Genomic DNA, 16,504 nt, shown 5'->3' with positions numbered 1-16,504 from the left:
CCGGTCTCGCCCCTTTTCAAGCAGGAGCGGATGGTAAAGAGTCACCCGTCCTCTTTGACAAAAGGGAATCAATATGATCCGCGCCGCTCTTGCCAGCCTGACCGTCCTCATTGCTCTATCCACGACCGCTATGGCCCAGGACGTCAAGCAGGTGCCCGAGAGCATGATGGAGGTGCAGCTTTCCTTCGCGCCGCTGGTCAAGCGCACGGCCAGCGCCGTCGTCAATGTCTATGCGGACAAGCGGGTGACGCCGTTCTATTCGCGCGATCCGTTCTTCGAGGAGTTCTTCGGCCAGCAGATGCCGAACCGGACGCAGAAGCAGAGCTCGCTCGGCTCGGGCGTCATCGTCACGGAAGCGGGACTCGTCGTGACCAACAACCATGTCATCGCCAATGCCGACAATATCAAGATTGCTCTCTCCGACGGCCGGGAATTCGCGGCGAAGATCGTGCTCAAGGACGATCGGCTGGATCTCGCGGTGCTGAAGATCCAGACGCCGGCGCCGAAGTTCTCCTTCCTGCCGGTCGGTGATTCCGATTCGGTCGAGGTCGGCGACCTGGTTCTGGCCGTGGGCAATCCGTTCGGCGTCGGCCAGACGGTGACCTCCGGTATCGTGTCCGGCCTTGCCCGCAACAAGATCGGGGAGGGTGATTTCTCCTTCTTCATCCAGACAGACGCATCGATCAATCCCGGCAATTCCGGCGGCGCGCTGATCAACATGCATGGTGAGTTGATCGGCATCAACACCGCCATCCTGTCCTCGGGCGGCGGCTCGAACGGCATCGGTTTTGCCATTCCCGGCAACCTCGTGAAGGTGTTCATCGCGGCGGCCGAAGGCGGCCAGCCGGGGTTCGTCCGGCCCTATATTGGCGCAAGCTTTGAAGCGGTCACCATGGATATGGCCGAGGCGCTGGGGCTGAAGATCGCGCGCGGTGCGCTGGTCTCGAAGGTCATTTCCGAAAGCCCGGCCGACAAGGCAGGATTGAGGCCCGGCGATGTGATCGTGGCGGTCAACGGCCGTGCGGTGGAGCATCCCGATGCGCTCGGTTACCGGCTGACGACGGCAGGGCTCGGCGCCTCGGTCAAACTCACCGTTTCGGAAAACGGCACGGAGCGCGAAGCCTCGCTCAAGCTCGAACAGGCGCCGGAATCGCGACCGAAGGACGAGCGGCTGATCGACGGCCGCAATCCATTCGCCGGCGCATTGGTGGCGAACCTGTCGCCCAAGCTTGCCGAGGAAATGCAGATGCCGGTGGAGGCCCAAGGGGTGGTGGTCGAAGACGTCGCGCGCGGTTCTCCGGCTGGCCGGCTGGGCTTCGAGCCGCGCGACATCATCGTCAATATCAACGGTACGGATATTGATTCCACCGAGAGCCTGCAACGGATCATCGAGGGCGGAGCGGACTTCTGGCGGGTCGAGATCGAGCGCAACGGCCAGCGGATCAGGCAATTCATCCGATGAACGAACTTTTCGCAAGTGCCGGGATTCCCGAGAGCCAACGGCCATTGGCCGACCGGCTGCGGCCGCAGAGCATCGCGGAGATCTCCGGGCAGGAGCATCTCACCGGACCTGACGGGGCGCTGACGCGGATGATCGAGGCCGGCTCGCTCGGCTCGATGATCTTCTGGGGGCCGCCGGGCACCGGCAAGACGACGATGGCGCGGCTGCTGTCGAACGAGACCGAGCTCCATTTCGAGCAGATTTCGGCGGTTTTCTCCGGCGTCGCCGATCTCAAGAAGGTGTTCGAAGCGGCACGGTTCCGCCGCGGCCAGGGGCGGCAGACGCTGCTCTTCGTCGACGAGATCCATCGCTTCAACCGTTCGCAACAGGATAGTTTCCTGCCCGTGATGGAAGACGGCACGATCGTGCTGGTCGGCGCGACGACCGAAAACCCATCGTTCGAGCTCAATGCCGCGCTCCTCTCGCGTGCCCGGGTGCTGGTGTTCAAGTCGCATGACGAGGCGAGCCTGGAGGAGCTGTTACGCCGGGCCGAAGCACTGATGGGGAAGCCGCTGCCGCTTGACGAAAATGCCCGGGCGTCGCTGATAGGTATGGCCGACGGCGATGGCCGCGCGGTGCTGACACTTGCCGAGGAAGTTTGGCGCGCCGCGCGCGAGAGCGAGGTATTCGATACGGAAGGCCTGATCCGCGTCGTCCAGCGTCGTGCGCCAATCTACGACAAGGGCCAGGACGGGCATTACAACCTGATCTCGGCCCTGCACAAGTCGGTTCGCGGCTCCGACCCGGATGCGGCGCTCTACTATCTCTCCCGCATGCTGGATGCGGGCGAGGATCCACTGTTCCTCGGCCGGCGGCTCGTGCGGATGGCGGTCGAGGATATCGGGCTGGCCGATCCGCAGGCGCTGGTGATCGCCAATGCCGCCAAGGATGCCTATGATTTCCTCGGCTCGCCCGAGGGCGAACTGGCATTCGCGCAGGCGGTCGTCTATCTCGCGACCGCGCCAAAGTCCAATGCGGTCTACACCGCCTTCAAGGCGGCGACGCTAGCAGCCAAGCAAAATGGCTCGCTGCTGCCGCCCAAGCATATTCTCAACGCACCGACCAAGCTTATGACCAGCGAAGGCTATGGCGACGGCTATCGATACGATCACGACGAGCCGGATGCGTTCTCGGGCCAGGACTATTTTCCGGAGAAGATGGGCCGCCGGCAATTCTACCAACCGCCCGACCGGGGCTTCGAGCGCGAGATCAACAAGCGGCTCGACTACTGGGCGAAGCTGCGCCAGGAACGCCAGAAGAAGTAAGACGCATAACGTCCCTCGAGAACCGGAACCCGCATGACCCTCGCCACGATCTGCATCCCCAGCAACCGCAAGCTCGTCGAGGCCGTCGAACCTTTGTGGAGCGCGATCAACTATGCCGCGGCCGCTGGCATGAAGGTGGTGATATCAGACAATTCCGGTGATGCGGAGAAGAAGGATTACTTCTCCACGGCGCCGAGCCATGTGACCTATCTGCCGGACACGCCGGAACATGGCGGCGCGAACCTGCTTTCGGCGCTCAGGCAGGCCGAGAGCGAATTCGTCCTGGTTCTCGGGGACGACGATTTCATCAATTTCGTCGATGGCGGCACGCCGTTCGATTTCTCAAGCCTTCCAGCCGATGTCGTGGGGGTGAAGCCGCATATCGAGCTTGCGGACGGCAAAGGCGGGGTGAGCGCCACCGACACGTTCACGATCGACGGGGGAGATGCGGCCGCGCGGGTGCTCGAATATACGCGCAAGGCCGGCAAGGCGAACACGACCTATTATTCCTTCTTCCGCCGCAGCGTTCTGATGGGCGTCAACGAGCCGTTCATTGCGCATCATCCGTTGTCGCCGGGCTATTCCGACTGGGCGACCGTCTATGCGCTGGCCGCCTCCGGCCGCATCGTGCATGACCCGCGGACGGTGCTGCGCTACGACAATTCGCGATGGGACGACATGGAGACGGCGGGGGCGTCGCTGGATCGCTTCTATGGCGATACCGGCTTGCCGCCGGAAACGCGGCTCTACATGTCGCTCCTGCATTTCCTCGATATCTATGTGCTGATGTTCCGGCAGACGTCCAACCTGCCGCCGATCGAGCAGTACAAGGCCGCCTATGCAGCAGCGATGGTGTTCCTGAAGCGGTTGCTCTTCCGCTACGACGAGCGCCCATTTCTCTATGTGGCAGCAAGCGACCTGATGGAGCCGTTGAGAGCGGCTGTCGAATCCAGCGATCCGGACCTCGATCATTTCTTTCACCTTGCGGGCCTGATCGCCGACAGGTTAAAGCCGGGCCTGAAACAACAATATGACCGCTATCTCCTGGCGGTATCGAGAGGCGTTTGATCATGCAGGGACTGAATATCGTTTCCGAAGTTTCCAGCCACGGCGGCGTACAGGGCGTCTATTCCCACATGTCGGCGACCTGCAAATGCGAAATGACCTTCGCGGTGTTCGTGCCGCCGCAGGCGGCGACCAGCCTCTGCCCGGTTGTCTGGTATCTCTCGGGGCTCACCTGCACGCATGCCAATGTGATGGAGAAGGGCGAGTATCGCAGACTTGCCGCGGAACTCGGGCTGATCGTGGTGTGCCCCGATACATCGCCGCGCGGCGACCACGTGCCGGATGACGCAGGCAACTGGCAGATGGGGAAAGGAGCGGGCTTTTATCTCGATGCCACGCAAGCGCCCTGGGCCGAGAACTACCGGATGTACAGCTACATCACCAGGGAATTGACCGATCTGGTGGGCAAGAATTTCCGCACCGATATGAGCAGGCAGGGCATTTTCGGCCATTCGATGGGCGGTCACGGCGCGCTGACCATCGCGCTCAAGCATCCCGACCGGTTCAGCAGCGCCTCGGCCTTCGCGCCGATCGTCGAGCCTTCGACGGCGGACTGGTCGATTGGTGCCTTCGAGAAATATCTCGGCCCCGACCGTCAGACCTGGCGGAAATACGATGCGGTGGCTTTGATCGAGGACGGCGCGACCTTCCCGGAGTTCCTGGTCGACCAGGGGCTTGGCGACAATTTCCTGCAGACCGGCTTACGGCCCTGGCTGCTGGAAGAGGCGATCGAGGTGACCGACATCAAGCTCACGCTGCGCAATCACGAACGCTACGACCATTCCTACTATTTCATATCGAGCTTCATGGACGACCATCTGAGATGGCATGCCGAACGCCTGAAGTGACATGAAAAAGCCCGGCTTGCGTCTGGCTTTTGTGCTTCAAGATCAATCGTTTGTCAGCACTTCTTGTCGAGCGTCTCGACACAGGGTTCGTCGTCGGAGGGCGTGGTGTCGCTGGCCTTCGGCGTGATGACGACCTTGGCCTTGGCGCCGGATTCGAGCGTGTTTTCCGCAGGCGTTGCGGCGAGGGGCTGCTTTTTCTCCTGCGCCTTGAGAGCGGGTTCGACCTTGGCCGGTTCCGGCTTGACTTCAATCCTGGTCTTGGAATTGAGCAGCGGGTCCTGGTCGGCGCCGAGGACGGGCGCGGTCTTGAGCGGAATGACGAGTGGCTTTTCTTCCGTCACGACGACCCGGCCGGGGTCCGACTTCAGGCGTGTCGATAGCCGCGGGTTCACGAGCGGCCGGATGGCTGGTGTAACCAGCGCGAATTCGTGGCGCAGGCGAGCCGCGACGGCGCCGACGATGGCGGCATCGGAGACACGGCCGCGCTCGGAGAAGGCGAGGATCATGTAGTTGCGGGCGAGCACCGTCTGGCCGCTATCGACATCGGACAGCATGACCGAGATCTCCGTCTGCGCGCGGCCTGCGCCATCGCTCCTGACCTTGTCCACGCTGACCACGTGGATGTTCATCACCGCGTGCGGCATGGGTACGGCATAGGATGTCGCTTCGATCGCCAGGTTTATCTGCCGCTGGATGCCTGAAATCACACCCCTCGGCACGCGGCCATTGGCGGTGACCGCGACGGCGCGAATCTCGAACATGCGTGCCGGATCGACCGCCTGCCTCGACCGCGTGCCACAGGCGGCAAGCGTGAGGCTGAGAACCAGGAGCACGAGAGCGCGCAGGGTGAGGCGGAACATCGGCGAATCCTTCAGTGAATGGTTACCTGAAGGTTGCTGATTATGGTTAGGGAAGGGTTAAAATGGCTGCCTAGACCCTAGAAAAGCTGGTCCGCGGCTGCCTCGGTATCAGCTGATGCAGGCAGCTTCGCGCCATCTGACAATGTGGAAAACTCGTGCTCGATGCTGTGCAGGATCATCTTGCCCTTGCCACCGGTCACTTCGGCGCCGAATTCATAGCCGTTGAGATAATCCTGGTCGCTGATCAGGCCGCGCTCGACAAGATCCTCGATGATCGCGGCGATGTCGATTGTGTCGTCACGGATTTCCTCGGTGGCGCGCAGCGCGATGTAGCGCCATGTTACATCGCTGTCGCCGCTGTCGTCGCCGAAATTGTTGGCGACCCAGATCTGAGCCCTAAAATCTCCGTCGTCATAGACGCCGACCTTGTGGCCCGCTGGCCTGAAGTTCCCGTCATGGGTCCAGATCATCAATTCGGTCGTCAGGTGTTTGGGGCCGGCGAGCGGTGCGTCGGAGAGCCAGATGTCGAAGGCGACGTTGAACTGGTTCGTGCTGCCGGAGATATCGTAGTCGATTGAAACGTCGAGCGTGCCGAGATCGTCGAGGCGCGTCACCGGCGTATCCGTGCCTGTCTTCCCCCAAGGTTTGAAGCCGACGATGATTTCCGGGTAAGCGACGACATGGCCGACCTTCGGCCAGTCCCAGGCGAAGGTCACGTCATGATTGATGTCGTCGGTATCGAAGCTTATCGACTGCGTGTAGTCCCTGAAGTTGTCGAGCTTGCCCTGGTTCCAGGGATTGTTGACGAGCGAATAGTCGCCATCGGTAAACGTCGCCCAATCCTTCTTGAGGACTTTTTTGGCCATATCAGAGCCTCCCGTTTGCGTCGGGCGGGACCTTAGCCGGTCGCGTTTCTCACCGCATTAAACAATTGGTATGAGGCTTCCATGTCGGTCCAGCGCGCCGCCCGGCGGGCTTCGGCCTCCGCGTCGCCGCCCCAATGCTCGATATTCCAGTCCTCGTCGGCATGGGCCGCGTGCCAGGCTTCTTCGGCGCTGATCCTGCCTTCGGCGAATGCGAGCGCCAAGAGCGCAGAGCCTGTGAGCGAGGTGATACTGTGCAGCGCCGCCATTTCGATCGGCGTCCGGTACTTGCTCAGGACCTTGGCGAAAGCTGATATCGCCGTCTGGGGCTGGCTCTGATGGATGATGCCTTGGGCGAGGATGAAGCGGGCGCCGATTTCCTCGGCCGCCCAATAGAGGATCGGATCCCATTTGGCCGCCTGCGCATCGACCAGCGATTGCGGCGTCTCGGAGCGATAGCAGAGCAGATCGGTGCCGGCATATTTGACGATGTCGTCGAACACAGCATCGATCTCGGCGGCGACGCCATCGAGTGCGGAGTTGATGAGCCGGGTGAGGGGCATCCTGATCGGGTTGATGACCTCCTTCTGCGCATCCCATTCGGCGGCCACGAGTTCGGCGGCTGCTTGCGTGGGCAGGGTGAGGGGCCGCTTCGCCGGCGTCTTCACCGGGCGACCATCGAGAAGGATCGAGTATTCGCCATCGGCCTCGCCGACCGAGACGACCTTATAGAAGCGCTTCGGCAGCGGCGCCTTCATCTGGATCTGCGCGCGGCGCACCGGATCGGGATGGGAAAGCTGCTCGTTGAGATCGAGGAAGATATCGCGCATGGCTTATTACTCAGACGTGGTGAAGGATGTGGCCGACTTCGTGGACCACGACATCGGCGCCCGCGGCCTGTAGGGCTACGGTTTCGCCATAGCCCCAGGAAACGCCGATCGCCTTGGCGCCGGCCGATTTCGCCATCAAGATATCGTAGACGGAATCGCCGATTACAATAGTGTCCTGGGGATCGATACCGGCCTCGGCGCAGCATTCCAGCACCATGGCGGGATGCGGCTTGGACGGGCAATCGTCGGCCGTGCGCGAGACGGTGAAGACATTTTCGAAGCCGTGGCTATTGCGGATCAGATCAAGGCCCCGCCGGGATTTACCGGTGACGGCGCCGATCACGACGTCGTCACGCGCCACCAGCACCTCGATCATCTCGGCGACGCCGGCATAGAGCGGCTCCTCGAAACCCGGCTCGGCGCGCACCGGGCTGTAGAGGTCCTTGTAATGCTGGGTCATGGTGCGGATGTGATCGTCGATCTCCTCGACGCCCATGATGCGGGCGATCGCGGTATCGAGCGTCAGGCCGATGATCGATTTCGTCGCGTCGTAATGCGGGCGCTCATAGCCATGGTTCTCGAAGGTGCGGGCCATGACCTCGTGGATAAGCTTGCCGGAGTCGACGAGGGTGCCGTCGCAGTCGAAGAGGACGAGTTTCATGAATTGGCCTGGTTCTGTCTTTCGAGAATTTGGCGGTTCAAGGCGATCAATTCGCGGAGGAGGTCTGAGTTTTCGCGAACAGCACGAGTGTTCTCGTCTCCTATTTGCTTCATCTCGGCCTGTTGCCGGGGCACGCTACGCAGCCGCATAATGCAAAGAACGAGATAGGTTCCCACTATTGCGATCAGTCCAATCGCCAGTATCTGAAAGATTATCTGTGGCATTCCTTATTCCCCATACTCCCCGCCGTCGCCTTCTTCAAAGCCTAGCAGGTTCCAGGTCTGTACCATATGCGGCGGCAGTGGCGCGGTGACCCGCAGGCGGCCTCCATCGGGATGCGGCACGTCAATATGGCGGGCATGCAGATGCAGCTTGTTCTGGATGCCGCCGGGGAAGGTCCAGCCCTGTTCGGCTTCGAAATATTTGGGATCGCCGATGATCGGGTGGCCGATATGGGCGGCGTGGACGCGGAGCTGGTGGGTGCGGCCGGTATAGGGCTCCATCTCGAGCCAGGCGAGGCTCTGGGCCGCTGCTTCCAGCACCCGGAAATAGGAGATTGCGTGGTCGGCGCCATCCTCGCCATGCTTGGCGGTGCGCATGCGGTCGCCGTCGGGCGTCTGTTCCTTGACCAGCCAGGACGATACCTTGCCCTCGGCCGGGCGAGGCACGCCCTTGACCAGCGCCCAATAGGTCTTCTTGGTGTCGCGTTCGCGGAAGGCAGCGGTCAGGGATTGCGCGGCGCCACGCGTGCGGGCAACCACCAGCACGCCCGACGTATCGCGGTCGAGGCGATGGACGAGGCGCGGCTTCTCGCCCTTGGGGCTGGTCCAGGCTTCCAGCATCTTGTCGACATTGCGATAGACGCCGGAACCGCCCTGCACGGGCAGGCCATGCGGCTTGTTGAGCACGATGACCTTCTTGTCCTCGTAGATCAGCATGCGCGAGAGCAGCTCGTGATCCGAGGAATGCGAGAGTTCCTTGCCGGAAAGCGGCTTGCCGGATTTCTTCTCGTCGACATCCATCGGGGGAATGCGCACCGTCTGGCCGGGCTGGACGCGGCTGTCGGATTTCACGCGGCCGCCATCGATGCGGATCTGGCCCGAGCGCAGAAGTTTCTGCAACGGTCCAAATCCCAGGCCGGGATAATGAAGCTTGAACCAGCGATCGAGCCGCATGCCCGCCTCGTCGTCGCCTACCTGCTTGTGTTCTACGCCTGCCATCGAGAAATCCTTTTGACGCGGCTATAGAGCGCTTCATCGCTAAATGGAAGCAGTTCTGTTGGCTCAAGCGGAGTCGCATGTTTGACCGGCCGGCGCGCGTCGTAGCCAAAGCATACGGCCAGGCCGGCCGGTCAAAGAGGCGGCCCGCTTCAGCCAACCCGAAGGGCCGGGCATCTTTCCGCCAGTTCCTGCGGCGCCGATCTCGGCCGTACCTAAGGGTACGACGCTCGCCCGCCGCCTTGGTCCTGACGAAAATCTGTCCCGGCAGAACTGCCTCCATTTAGCGGTGAAGCGCTCTAAACCAAAGCGCGCACCAAAGCGAGTCCTGCGAACACCGCGGCCACGGATATGACGATGGAAAGCAGGATATAGGAGGCCGCCCAGAGATAGTCGCCGCGCTCGGCCATAGTGGAGACTTCCAGCGAGAAGGCCGAGAAGGTGGTGAAGCCGCCGAGTATGCCGGTGATGATGAAGAGGCGTAGTTCCTGCGAGCCATCGAAGCGCCGGGCTATCAACTCGGCGAAGACGCCGATCGCCAGTCCGCCCACGATATTGACCGAGAGCGTGCCCCAGGGATAGCCCGGGCCGAACCAGCGAAGCGCGGCGAGACCAGTGAGATAACGGGCGACCGAGCCGAGCGCGCCGCCGACGGCAACGAGAAGGATGTGGTTCATGGCAAGCGTCTTAACGCAAGAATCGCCACGTGGGAATGCAGCAATTCAGGTGTTCCCAGCAGCCTTTGCCCGGCGGCAGAGCTTGTCCAGCGTTTCGAGGAAGGCCGAACGGTCGCGCGGCGAGAAGGCGGCGTTGTAGCCCTTGCTTTCGCCGGTTTCGCGCAGGTGCTGGCCGAGATCGCGCATGGCTGACGCCATGCCGATATTCTTCTCGTCGAAGATGCGGCCCGTTGGTCCCGTCACATGCGCACCGTTGGCCACGCACCGCACCGCGAGCGGCACGTCGGCGGTGATTACGATGTCATTGGGCTTGGAGTTTTCGGCGATCCAGTTGTCGGCGGCATCGAAGCCGGCGGAAACGATGATGTTTCGCACCATCGGATCGCGCGACGGCCGGAGCCCCGAATTGGCGACGAGCGTCACGCGCAGCGCGTGACGCTCGGCGACCTTCAGGATTTCCGGCTTGACCGGGCAGGCATCGGCATCGACGAAGATTTCAATTCCTGCCAAATCCAAGCCTTTCCAATACTACTTCACCCAGTTTTCGAGCGAGGCCTTGTCGGAACCGCCATAGGTCCAGATGCCCTGCCACGTGCCGTCCGGCTGCTGGAAATACATCGCCATGCCGAACGATTGGCCGGAGATATAGCCGACCGAGATCGCCGTGTCATCCGGGCTTGCCGGACCCATCTGGAAACGATCGCCGACGAACTTGGCGCCGAGGCCGGTGCCGATGAATTCGGTTCCGCCGACATTCCAGGCAACGCTATAGGTCTCGCCGGTGCGGGTCACCTTCACGACGCCGGTATATTCCTTGCCGTCGGGATTCTTGCCGAGCACCTGATAGTCGCCGGTCGGGTCGGCGAAGGCGACGGCGGGCAGAAGCACAAGGCAGGCAGTCAAAAGCATTTTCAGGCGCATAGTCATCCTCCGTTTCATGAGCACACGAAATTGCATCCCGGCTGCGGTATGTCAGTGTTCCGGCTGGCTGGATGTTGTCCCCAATTTCCCGATAACGGATATACCGGTTTCCGAGTCCCCGTAAGACGGTTTGCGGACCTTATTTGGGTGGAATTTCTGTCACTTGGCCGTCAGGATTTCGGACTGGCGCTCGCTGGCAACGGCGAGGAAAGCAGGGCCGGCCGGACATCGGTCCTGACCTTCTCCATCCTGACCGGCTTGACGGCCGTGTCCTTCTTTCGCGCGGCAATCATATCGACGGATTTGACCTTGATCTGGGTCACGGTCGGAATCCATTCCTCGGTCGAGACCTTGCGATAGCCCTTGTAGGCCCATACGCCGTGCCAGGTGCCATCGGAGAATTCGGTATAGGTGGCGTTGCCTGGCGTCTTGCCCATGCTGTAGGAAATCGCAATGCCGGTATCGGCGTTGCTCGCCGGGCCAGCCACGATCTGCCCGTCGACGATTTTCAGGCCGATGCCGACGCCGATTGTTTCGTCGTCGCCGATCTTCCAGACGATCCGGTAGGTCTCGTCCTTGCGCGCCACGCGCACCGTGCCGACATATTCGTCGCCGGTATCCGGGTTGAGGCCCTTGACGTGGTAGACGCCTTCGGGTCCGGCACAGGCGAGGCCGGGCATGACGAAAGCCGCAATGGCAGTTGCGAGGACGGGCAGGCGCATGGGTCTTCTCCGGTGGTGTGCGGAACAGGCCGTGATTACCCGTGAAGCTGCCGGATGGGTTTTGATATCGCGTTAATTTCGGGAAATGCGCTGGAAACGGGCTTAATGGCCGGTTACCGAGGCGTTTGAGCGTGCTTCACGCCTTCCATACCGGCATCACGTCGTCGGCGTCCGCCTCGGCGGAATAGACGCCGCGGGCGATGGCGCGGGCCATGGTCGAGACGGCGGCGGTGCAGAGGGTGACGAAATCCGCCACGTCGATCGTCTTGCCCGAAGCGCCGGTGGCGAGCGCGAAGACGATGTCGCCATCCATCGGCGTGTGCGAAGGCCAGATCGCATGCGGGAAACCATCATGGGCGACGACGGCCAGCCGTTTGCATTCTGCCTTGGAAAGCACCGCATCCGTGGCGATGACCGTGATCGTCGTATTGGCTTCGCGGGGCTGACCGAGATTCATCTTGGTGATGATGTCGCTGGCGTCAATGGGCAGGGGGTGTGGCAGGCCCAGGCCGCCAAACTCGTCGCCGATTTCGAAGGCCGCCGCGCGGAAATGGCGGGAACTGCCATAGGTGACGGAGCCAAGCGCGTTGACTGCCGCCAGTGCACCGATCGTCACACCATTTGGCAGGACCGTCGATGCAGAACCGAGGCCGCCTTTCAGCCCCGCCGTCAGAGCACCGGTGCCGGCGCCATGCGAACCGAGCGCGAAATCGCGGCTGGCCTTTTGCACCGCGTCGAAGCCGAGATCGCGGTAAGGCGGATAGCGGCCCCAGTCCTTATTGCCACCATTGATGAGGTCGAAAAGAATGGCGCCGGGCACGATCGGCACGCGGACCGGGCCGACTGCGAAGCCTCGACCGGCCTCGCGCAGCGCCGCCTGGACACCGGAGCCGGCATCGAGCCCGAAGGCCGAACCGCCTGAGAGAAACACGGCGTCGATCGCCTGCACGGTGTTGTGGGGTTCGAGCAGATCGGTCTCGCGGGTGCCGGGGGCGCCGCCCATGACGTGGACTGCGGCTGTCGCGGCTGTATCGCAGACCACGACTGTCACGCCGGATTTCAGTGCCCGGTCCTCGGCATTGCCGACGGTCAGGCCGCCGACATCGGTGATCAGGTTTTTCGGTCCCGGTTTCACTCGGTCACCGGCGGCAGGACGAAGGCATTGCCGTCCCAGACCAGCATCCGGAAGGGATTGGTCGAAAGCTCATGGTTCTTGTTGAAGCGGATTTCACCGATGGGTGTTTCAAACGGTGTATTGGACAGTGCATCGGCCAATGGCGCACCGCTGCCGGATGCGATCTCGTTTGCCTCGAGGATTACAGTTATGGCGGAATATGAAGGTAGAACATAGCCTTCCGCGCTTTTCTTCTTCTGGTGGATTATCTCAACGATGGGCTTGGCGCTGGCAATCGTCTGCGGGTCCGGAAGGGTCACGGCGAAGGTGCCGGGCTCGAGCGGCACAGGCTGGTTGGTGCCGTTGAGCGCATCGCCGCCCATGAAGGTCAGGTTGATCTTCGCGGCCTTCGCATCGCGGGCCATAACAGACATATCGTTGCGGTCGGAGGCGGCGAAGACATGCGTGATGCCCGCCTTGGCGAGGCGGCGGATCAACTGGGTCTGGACTTCCTGCGCAGGGCGGAAATTATCGATGAAGGCTGCCTTCATGCCCTTCTGCTCGAGGGCCTGGCGGACATTATCGATCATTTCGCGGCTCATGATCGTGCCATCATCGAGCAGCGCGAAGGGCTTGTCCTTCCACTGCGCGAAGATTTCCTGGACGATCATGTCGCGTTCGGCTGAAGTCGAGGGCGCCAGCCGGAAGAACGGCCAGCCCTTTTTCAGCGAATCCTCCATCAGCACTGGCGAGCGGACGGAGAGCGTGATTGCGGGGATTTTTGTCTCGGCGAGGATGGGCAGGCCACCATCGAGCGAATCGACGCAGAGAAAGCCGATCGCGGCGACGGCATCCGCTTGCCTGATCTGTTCGGCAATCGACGGGGCGGATTTTTCGGTGCAGGTCTCGTCGATGGTGATGATCTCCGCCTTGCCGTCGGCAGCCTGCACGGCGCCGAGCCTGATCTGGTCGCCGAGGACCTGGAGATTGCCCGACATCGGCGCCACAACGGCGATCCGGGGTCCGGCCGCGAACCCGGCCTGGGGCGCGGCAGCGAGGAGGAGGCAGGCGAGGGCGGAGCGCAGTTTCATGGTCATTCCATCATCATTGCCGGCGAATGTAGCCGTGATTTGACCATCCGCAAGGCGGATTACCGGATTTGTCGCATTTCCCTAAAATTTGACGCAACCTGATTTCGACTTTTTCAATTGTTTGCCTATATAGGAGCTACATGCTGAAGCGGAATCTGGCGGAACTGTCGGTGGCCGACGGGAAACTCTATCGCGATGCCATGGCGCGTTATGCGGGTCATGTGCAGCTGGTCACCACTGCGTTCAACGGCGAGCGCCGCGGCCTGGCCGTGACCGCCGCCTGCAGCGTTTCCGACAGCCCGCCGACGGTTCTCGTCTGCCTCAACCACAATAACGAGAAGAACCGGATGTTCTTCGAGAGCGGCATTTTCGCGCTCAATTCGCTGGCCTTTCATCATCAGGCGCTGAGCCATGCCTTTTCGGGGCTTGAAAAGCTGACGATGGACGAGCGGTTTGGGCATGGCAACTGGGATACGCTGGTGACCGGCGCGCCCGCGCTTGTCGATGCGATCGCCACCTACGACTGCCGGATCGTCAATATGATACCGCAGTCGACCCACACGATCGTGGTCGGCGAAGTCGCAGCCTTGCGACTTGGCGGGCAAAATCCGGCGCTTGTCTATATGGACCGGTCGTACCGCACATTATAGAGTCGTCCGGATGGAGCCGGCTTATGGCTCGCTGGAGTGCCTATGCCGGAACCTTCGAAGTCATCACTACCCCAATCGATAGACGAGACGATCGCGCTGCTCGAAGCGCATGATTACCTGGCCGGCCGGTCGCTGGCGACAGTGGTCTATCTCGCCCTGAAGCTCAAGCGGCCGCTTTTCCTAGAAGGTGACGCCGGCGTCGGCAAGACCGAGATCGCCAAGGTTCTTGCGACGGCACTCGGCCGCGACCTGATACGGCTGCAATGCTACGAAGGCCTCGACGTGTCCTCGGCGGTCTACGAGTGGAACTACCCCGCCCAGATGCTGGAGATCAGGCTCGCCGAAGCCGAAGGGGTCACGGATCGGGCGCGGTTGGAAGGCGATCTGTTCTCGGAGAAGCATCTGATACGGCGGCCGGTGCTGCAGGCGCTCTCGTCATCGGCAGGCGGCGCGCCGGTGTTTCTGATCGATGAGCTTGATCGCACCGACGAGGCCTTCGAGGCGTTCCTGCTGGAAATCCTGTCCGATTTCCAGGTCACCATTCCCGAGCTCGGCACGATCAAGGCAGCAGAGCCGCCGATCGTTATCATCACCACCAACCGCACCCGCGAGGTGCATGACGCGCTGAAGCGCCGCTGCCTTTATCATTGGGTCGATTATCCGACTGCCGATCTGGAGCTGGAGATCATCCGCCGCAAGGTGCCCGGATGCAGCGAGCGGCTGAGCGAGGAAATCGTCGCCTATGTGCAGAAGCTGCGGCGGCTCGACCTGTTCAAGAATCCCGGCATTGCGGAAACCATCGACTGGGCCACGGCGCTGACCGAACTCGACCGCGTCGCGCTCGATCCGGAGACGATTTCGGACACGGTCGGCGCGCTGCTGAAGTATCAGGATGATATCGCCCGCATCCAGGGCTCCGAGGGGCGGCAGGCGCTTGATGCGGTCAAAGCCGAGCTCAGGGCAGTGGGATGAATGATGGAGACTGTCGCGGCCAATGACGGGCGTCCAACTCCACCACCTCCGGAAGGTGACGGCCGTTTCGCCGACAATGTCGTGTATTTCGGGCGGGTGCTGCGCCGGGCCGGGCTCAAAATCGGTCCCGGTGCGATCAAGGACGCCATCGAAGCCATCGATATGATCGGGGTGGGTTCGCGAGAGGAATTCTATACGGCGCTGTTTTGTAATTTCGTCAAGCGGCATGAAGACAAGGCCGTGTTCGACGAGGCGTTCAACGTCTTCTGGCGGCCGCGCGATTTCGAGCAGAAGCTGATCCAGATGCTGTCGCGGATGACGCCCGACATTGGCGAGAAGCGAAAGCCGACGCCTGCGGCTGCCCGGGTCTCGGAGGCGCTGTTTGCCGAACGGCCCGAGCGCCAGCATGAGAAGGAGCAGATCGAGATCGACGCGCGATTCTCGGTCTCGGAACGCGAGGTCTTTCGCTGCACCGACTTCGCGCAGATGACGGCGGCGGAACTCGGCGAGGCACGGCGCGAACTCGAACGCCTGATCCTGCCGATGGACAAGGTGCGGACGCGCCGCTACGAGTCCGCCTCGTTGCCCGGCCGCATCGATGCACGCGCCACATTGCGGGCGGCAATGAAGACCGGCGGGGCGCTGATCCTGCCCAAGTGGCGCCGGCGCCGGCAGATCCATCCGCCGCTGGTGATCATCGCCGATATTTCGGGCTCGATGAGCCAGTACACCCGCATCTTCCTGCACTTCATGCACGTGCTGACGGAGAAGCGTCGGCGGGTGCACACGTTCCTGTTCGGCACGCGGCTGACCAATGTGACGCGGGCGATGCGGCATCGCGATCCGGACGAGGCGATCGCGATGTGCACCGATAGCGTCAAGGACTGGTCGGGCGGCACGCGGATCGGCGAGACGCTCAAGGAGTTCAACAGGCTGTGGTCGCGGCGGGTTCTGTCGCAGGGCGCGGTCGTGCTGCTGATCACCGACGGGCTGGAGCGTGATGACGCGGTGCTGCTGGCCCACGAGACCGATCGGCTGCACCGGTCGTGCCGCAGGCTGGTCTGGCTCAATCCGCTGCTACGCTTCGATGGCTTCGAGGCTAGGGCGCGCGGCGTGCGCGCCATGCTGCCGCATGTTGACGAATTGCGCGCCGTGCACAATCTACAAGCCATACGCGATCTGGCGAAAGCGCTGGCTGCTGGCCGTGCCGGCGATGCCGATCCCCGCCGCTACCTCTGAAGGAGGCC

At 62.2% G+C, this 16,504-nt stretch carries 19 protein-coding genes; 7 read left to right on the top strand and 12 right to left on the bottom strand.

Annotated elements, in window-relative coordinates; translation table 11 throughout:
* Positions 1–73 precede the first annotated feature (73 nt).
* Genes IHQ71_RS13075 through fghA form a run of 4 tightly spaced genes read left to right on the top strand, consistent with a single transcriptional unit; the run spans position 74 to position 4,679 of the window.
* A complete protein-coding gene (locus IHQ71_RS13075; protein WP_258162371.1) occupies positions 74–1,462 on the top strand; it encodes a Do family serine endopeptidase in 1,389 nt (462 codons plus the stop codon).
* Entirely contained in the window at positions 1,459–2,766 is a 1,308-nt protein-coding gene (locus tag IHQ71_RS13070; protein ID WP_258162370.1) for a replication-associated recombination protein A, read from the top strand. Before IHQ71_RS13075 ends, IHQ71_RS13070 begins: the two co-directional genes overlap by 4 nt.
* 33 nt (positions 2,767–2,799) lie before the next feature.
* A complete protein-coding gene (locus IHQ71_RS13065; RefSeq protein WP_258162369.1) occupies positions 2,800–3,834 on the top strand; it encodes a hypothetical protein in 1,035 nt (344 codons plus the stop codon).
* A 2-nt stretch (positions 3,835–3,836) separates the two neighbouring features.
* Positions 3,837–4,679, top strand: coding sequence for an S-formylglutathione hydrolase (gene fghA / locus IHQ71_RS13060; protein ID WP_374989986.1), 843 nt, complete (start codon positions 3,837–3,839; stop codon positions 4,677–4,679).
* A 53-nt stretch (positions 4,680–4,732) separates the two neighbouring features.
* Here fghA and IHQ71_RS13055 read toward each other — a convergent pair whose 3' ends face one another.
* The 12 genes from IHQ71_RS13055 to IHQ71_RS13000 form a co-directional block, all read right to left on the bottom strand.
* Entirely contained in the window at positions 4,733–5,539 is an 807-nt protein-coding gene (locus tag IHQ71_RS13055) for a hypothetical protein (RefSeq protein WP_258162368.1), read from the bottom strand.
* A 77-nt stretch (positions 5,540–5,616) separates the two neighbouring features.
* Positions 5,617–6,405 (bottom strand): hypothetical protein, encoded by a 789-nt coding sequence (locus IHQ71_RS13050; RefSeq protein ID WP_258162367.1) that lies wholly within the window; start codon positions 6,403–6,405, stop codon positions 5,617–5,619.
* A 32-nt stretch (positions 6,406–6,437) separates the two neighbouring features.
* Complete coding sequence (locus IHQ71_RS13045; RefSeq protein WP_258162366.1) at positions 6,438–7,232, bottom strand: ATP12 family chaperone protein; 795 nt, start codon at positions 7,230–7,232, stop codon at positions 6,438–6,440.
* 10 nt (positions 7,233–7,242) lie between these two features.
* Positions 7,243–7,893, bottom strand: a complete 651-nt coding sequence (locus tag IHQ71_RS13040) for an HAD-IA family hydrolase (RefSeq protein WP_258162365.1) — start codon at positions 7,891–7,893, stop codon at positions 7,243–7,245.
* Complete coding sequence (locus IHQ71_RS13035) at positions 7,890–8,117, bottom strand: hypothetical protein (RefSeq protein ID WP_258162364.1); 228 nt, start codon at positions 8,115–8,117, stop codon at positions 7,890–7,892. The genes IHQ71_RS13040 and IHQ71_RS13035 overlap by 4 nt, the downstream gene beginning before the upstream one ends.
* Positions 8,118–8,120: 3 nt before the next feature.
* A complete protein-coding gene (locus IHQ71_RS13030) occupies positions 8,121–9,113 on the bottom strand; it encodes an RluA family pseudouridine synthase (protein WP_258162363.1) in 993 nt (330 codons plus the stop codon).
* Between the two features lie 296 nt (positions 9,114–9,409).
* Positions 9,410–9,787 carry a fluoride efflux transporter CrcB gene (gene crcB, locus IHQ71_RS13025; protein WP_258162362.1) on the bottom strand — a complete coding sequence of 126 codons (378 nt, stop codon included), beginning with the start codon at positions 9,785–9,787 and terminating at the stop codon, positions 9,410–9,412.
* 45 nt (positions 9,788–9,832) lie between these two features.
* Positions 9,833–10,297 (bottom strand): YaiI/YqxD family protein, encoded by a 465-nt coding sequence (locus IHQ71_RS13020; RefSeq protein ID WP_258162361.1) that lies wholly within the window; start codon positions 10,295–10,297, stop codon positions 9,833–9,835.
* An 18-nt stretch (positions 10,298–10,315) separates the two neighbouring features.
* Positions 10,316–10,708, bottom strand: a complete 393-nt coding sequence (locus tag IHQ71_RS13015; protein WP_258162360.1) for a hypothetical protein — start codon at positions 10,706–10,708, stop codon at positions 10,316–10,318.
* A 170-nt stretch (positions 10,709–10,878) separates the two neighbouring features.
* Positions 10,879–11,430 (bottom strand): hypothetical protein, encoded by a 552-nt coding sequence (locus IHQ71_RS13010; protein ID WP_258162359.1) that lies wholly within the window; start codon positions 11,428–11,430, stop codon positions 10,879–10,881.
* A gap of 136 nt (positions 11,431–11,566) precedes the next feature.
* Positions 11,567–12,565: a P1 family peptidase gene (locus IHQ71_RS13005; protein WP_258162358.1), complete on the bottom strand. Its 999-nt coding sequence runs from the start codon at positions 12,563–12,565 to the stop codon at positions 11,567–11,569.
* Positions 12,562–13,641: a branched-chain amino acid ABC transporter substrate-binding protein gene (locus IHQ71_RS13000; protein WP_258162357.1), complete on the bottom strand. Its 1,080-nt coding sequence runs from the start codon at positions 13,639–13,641 to the stop codon at positions 12,562–12,564. Before IHQ71_RS13000 ends, IHQ71_RS13005 begins: the two co-directional genes overlap by 4 nt.
* A 134-nt stretch (positions 13,642–13,775) precedes the next feature.
* Between IHQ71_RS13000 and IHQ71_RS12995 the strand changes: the two genes are divergently transcribed.
* Genes IHQ71_RS12995 through IHQ71_RS12985 form a run of 3 tightly spaced genes read left to right on the top strand, consistent with a single transcriptional unit; the run spans position 13,776 to position 16,496 of the window.
* A complete protein-coding gene (locus tag IHQ71_RS12995; protein ID WP_258162356.1) occupies positions 13,776–14,285 on the top strand; it encodes a flavin reductase in 510 nt (169 codons plus the stop codon).
* Between the two features lie 42 nt (positions 14,286–14,327).
* Entirely contained in the window at positions 14,328–15,257 is a 930-nt protein-coding gene (locus IHQ71_RS12990) for a MoxR family ATPase (RefSeq protein WP_258162355.1), read from the top strand.
* Positions 15,258–15,260: 3 nt separating this feature from the next.
* Positions 15,261–16,496: a VWA domain-containing protein gene (locus tag IHQ71_RS12985; protein ID WP_258162832.1), complete on the top strand. Its 1,236-nt coding sequence runs from the start codon at positions 15,261–15,263 to the stop codon at positions 16,494–16,496.
* Positions 16,497–16,504: the final 8 nt, after the last annotated feature.

Source organism: Rhizobium sp. TH2 (genome assembly GCF_024707525.1).
In the GTDB taxonomy this organism is placed as follows: domain Bacteria; phylum Pseudomonadota; class Alphaproteobacteria; order Rhizobiales; family Rhizobiaceae; genus Rhizobium_E.
Note: the sequence above shows the minus strand (reverse complement) of the source record. Positions and strands in the feature narration are given on the sequence as shown.

Excerpts from the sequence above, each read along its gene's own strand:
- fghA (WP_374989986.1), top strand. The coding sequence starts at position 3,837 with ATGCAGGGACTGAATATCGTTTCCGAAGTTTCCAGCCACGGCGGCGTA.
- IHQ71_RS13045 (WP_258162366.1), bottom strand. The coding sequence starts at position 7,232 with ATGCGCGATATCTTCCTCGATCTCAACGAGCAGCTTTCCCATCCCGAT.
- IHQ71_RS13015 (WP_258162360.1), bottom strand. The coding sequence starts at position 10,708 with ATGCGCCTGAAAATGCTTTTGACTGCCTGCCTTGTGCTTCTGCCCGCC.
- IHQ71_RS13035 (WP_258162364.1), bottom strand. The coding sequence starts at position 8,117 with ATGCCACAGATAATCTTTCAGATACTGGCGATTGGACTGATCGCAATA.
- IHQ71_RS13000 (WP_258162357.1), bottom strand. The coding sequence starts at position 13,641 with ATGACCATGAAACTGCGCTCCGCCCTCGCCTGCCTCCTCCTCGCTGCC.
- IHQ71_RS13065 (WP_258162369.1), top strand. The coding sequence starts at position 2,800 with ATGACCCTCGCCACGATCTGCATCCCCAGCAACCGCAAGCTCGTCGAG.
- IHQ71_RS13010 (WP_258162359.1), bottom strand. The coding sequence starts at position 11,430 with ATGCGCCTGCCCGTCCTCGCAACTGCCATTGCGGCTTTCGTCATGCCC.
- IHQ71_RS13075 (WP_258162371.1), top strand. The coding sequence starts at position 74 with ATGATCCGCGCCGCTCTTGCCAGCCTGACCGTCCTCATTGCTCTATCC.
- IHQ71_RS12985 (WP_258162832.1), top strand. The coding sequence starts at position 15,261 with ATGGAGACTGTCGCGGCCAATGACGGGCGTCCAACTCCACCACCTCCG.
- IHQ71_RS13040 (WP_258162365.1), bottom strand. The coding sequence starts at position 7,893 with ATGAAACTCGTCCTCTTCGACTGCGACGGCACCCTCGTCGACTCCGGC.
- IHQ71_RS13055 (WP_258162368.1), bottom strand. The coding sequence starts at position 5,539 with ATGTTCCGCCTCACCCTGCGCGCTCTCGTGCTCCTGGTTCTCAGCCTC.
- crcB (WP_258162362.1), bottom strand. The coding sequence starts at position 9,787 with ATGAACCACATCCTTCTCGTTGCCGTCGGCGGCGCGCTCGGCTCGGTC.
- IHQ71_RS13070 (WP_258162370.1), top strand. The coding sequence starts at position 1,459 with ATGAACGAACTTTTCGCAAGTGCCGGGATTCCCGAGAGCCAACGGCCA.
- IHQ71_RS12995 (WP_258162356.1), top strand. The coding sequence starts at position 13,776 with ATGCTGAAGCGGAATCTGGCGGAACTGTCGGTGGCCGACGGGAAACTC.
- IHQ71_RS13050 (WP_258162367.1), bottom strand. The coding sequence starts at position 6,405 with ATGGCCAAAAAAGTCCTCAAGAAGGATTGGGCGACGTTTACCGATGGC.
- IHQ71_RS13030 (WP_258162363.1), bottom strand. The coding sequence starts at position 9,113 with ATGGCAGGCGTAGAACACAAGCAGGTAGGCGACGACGAGGCGGGCATG.
- IHQ71_RS12990 (WP_258162355.1), top strand. The coding sequence starts at position 14,328 with ATGCCGGAACCTTCGAAGTCATCACTACCCCAATCGATAGACGAGACG.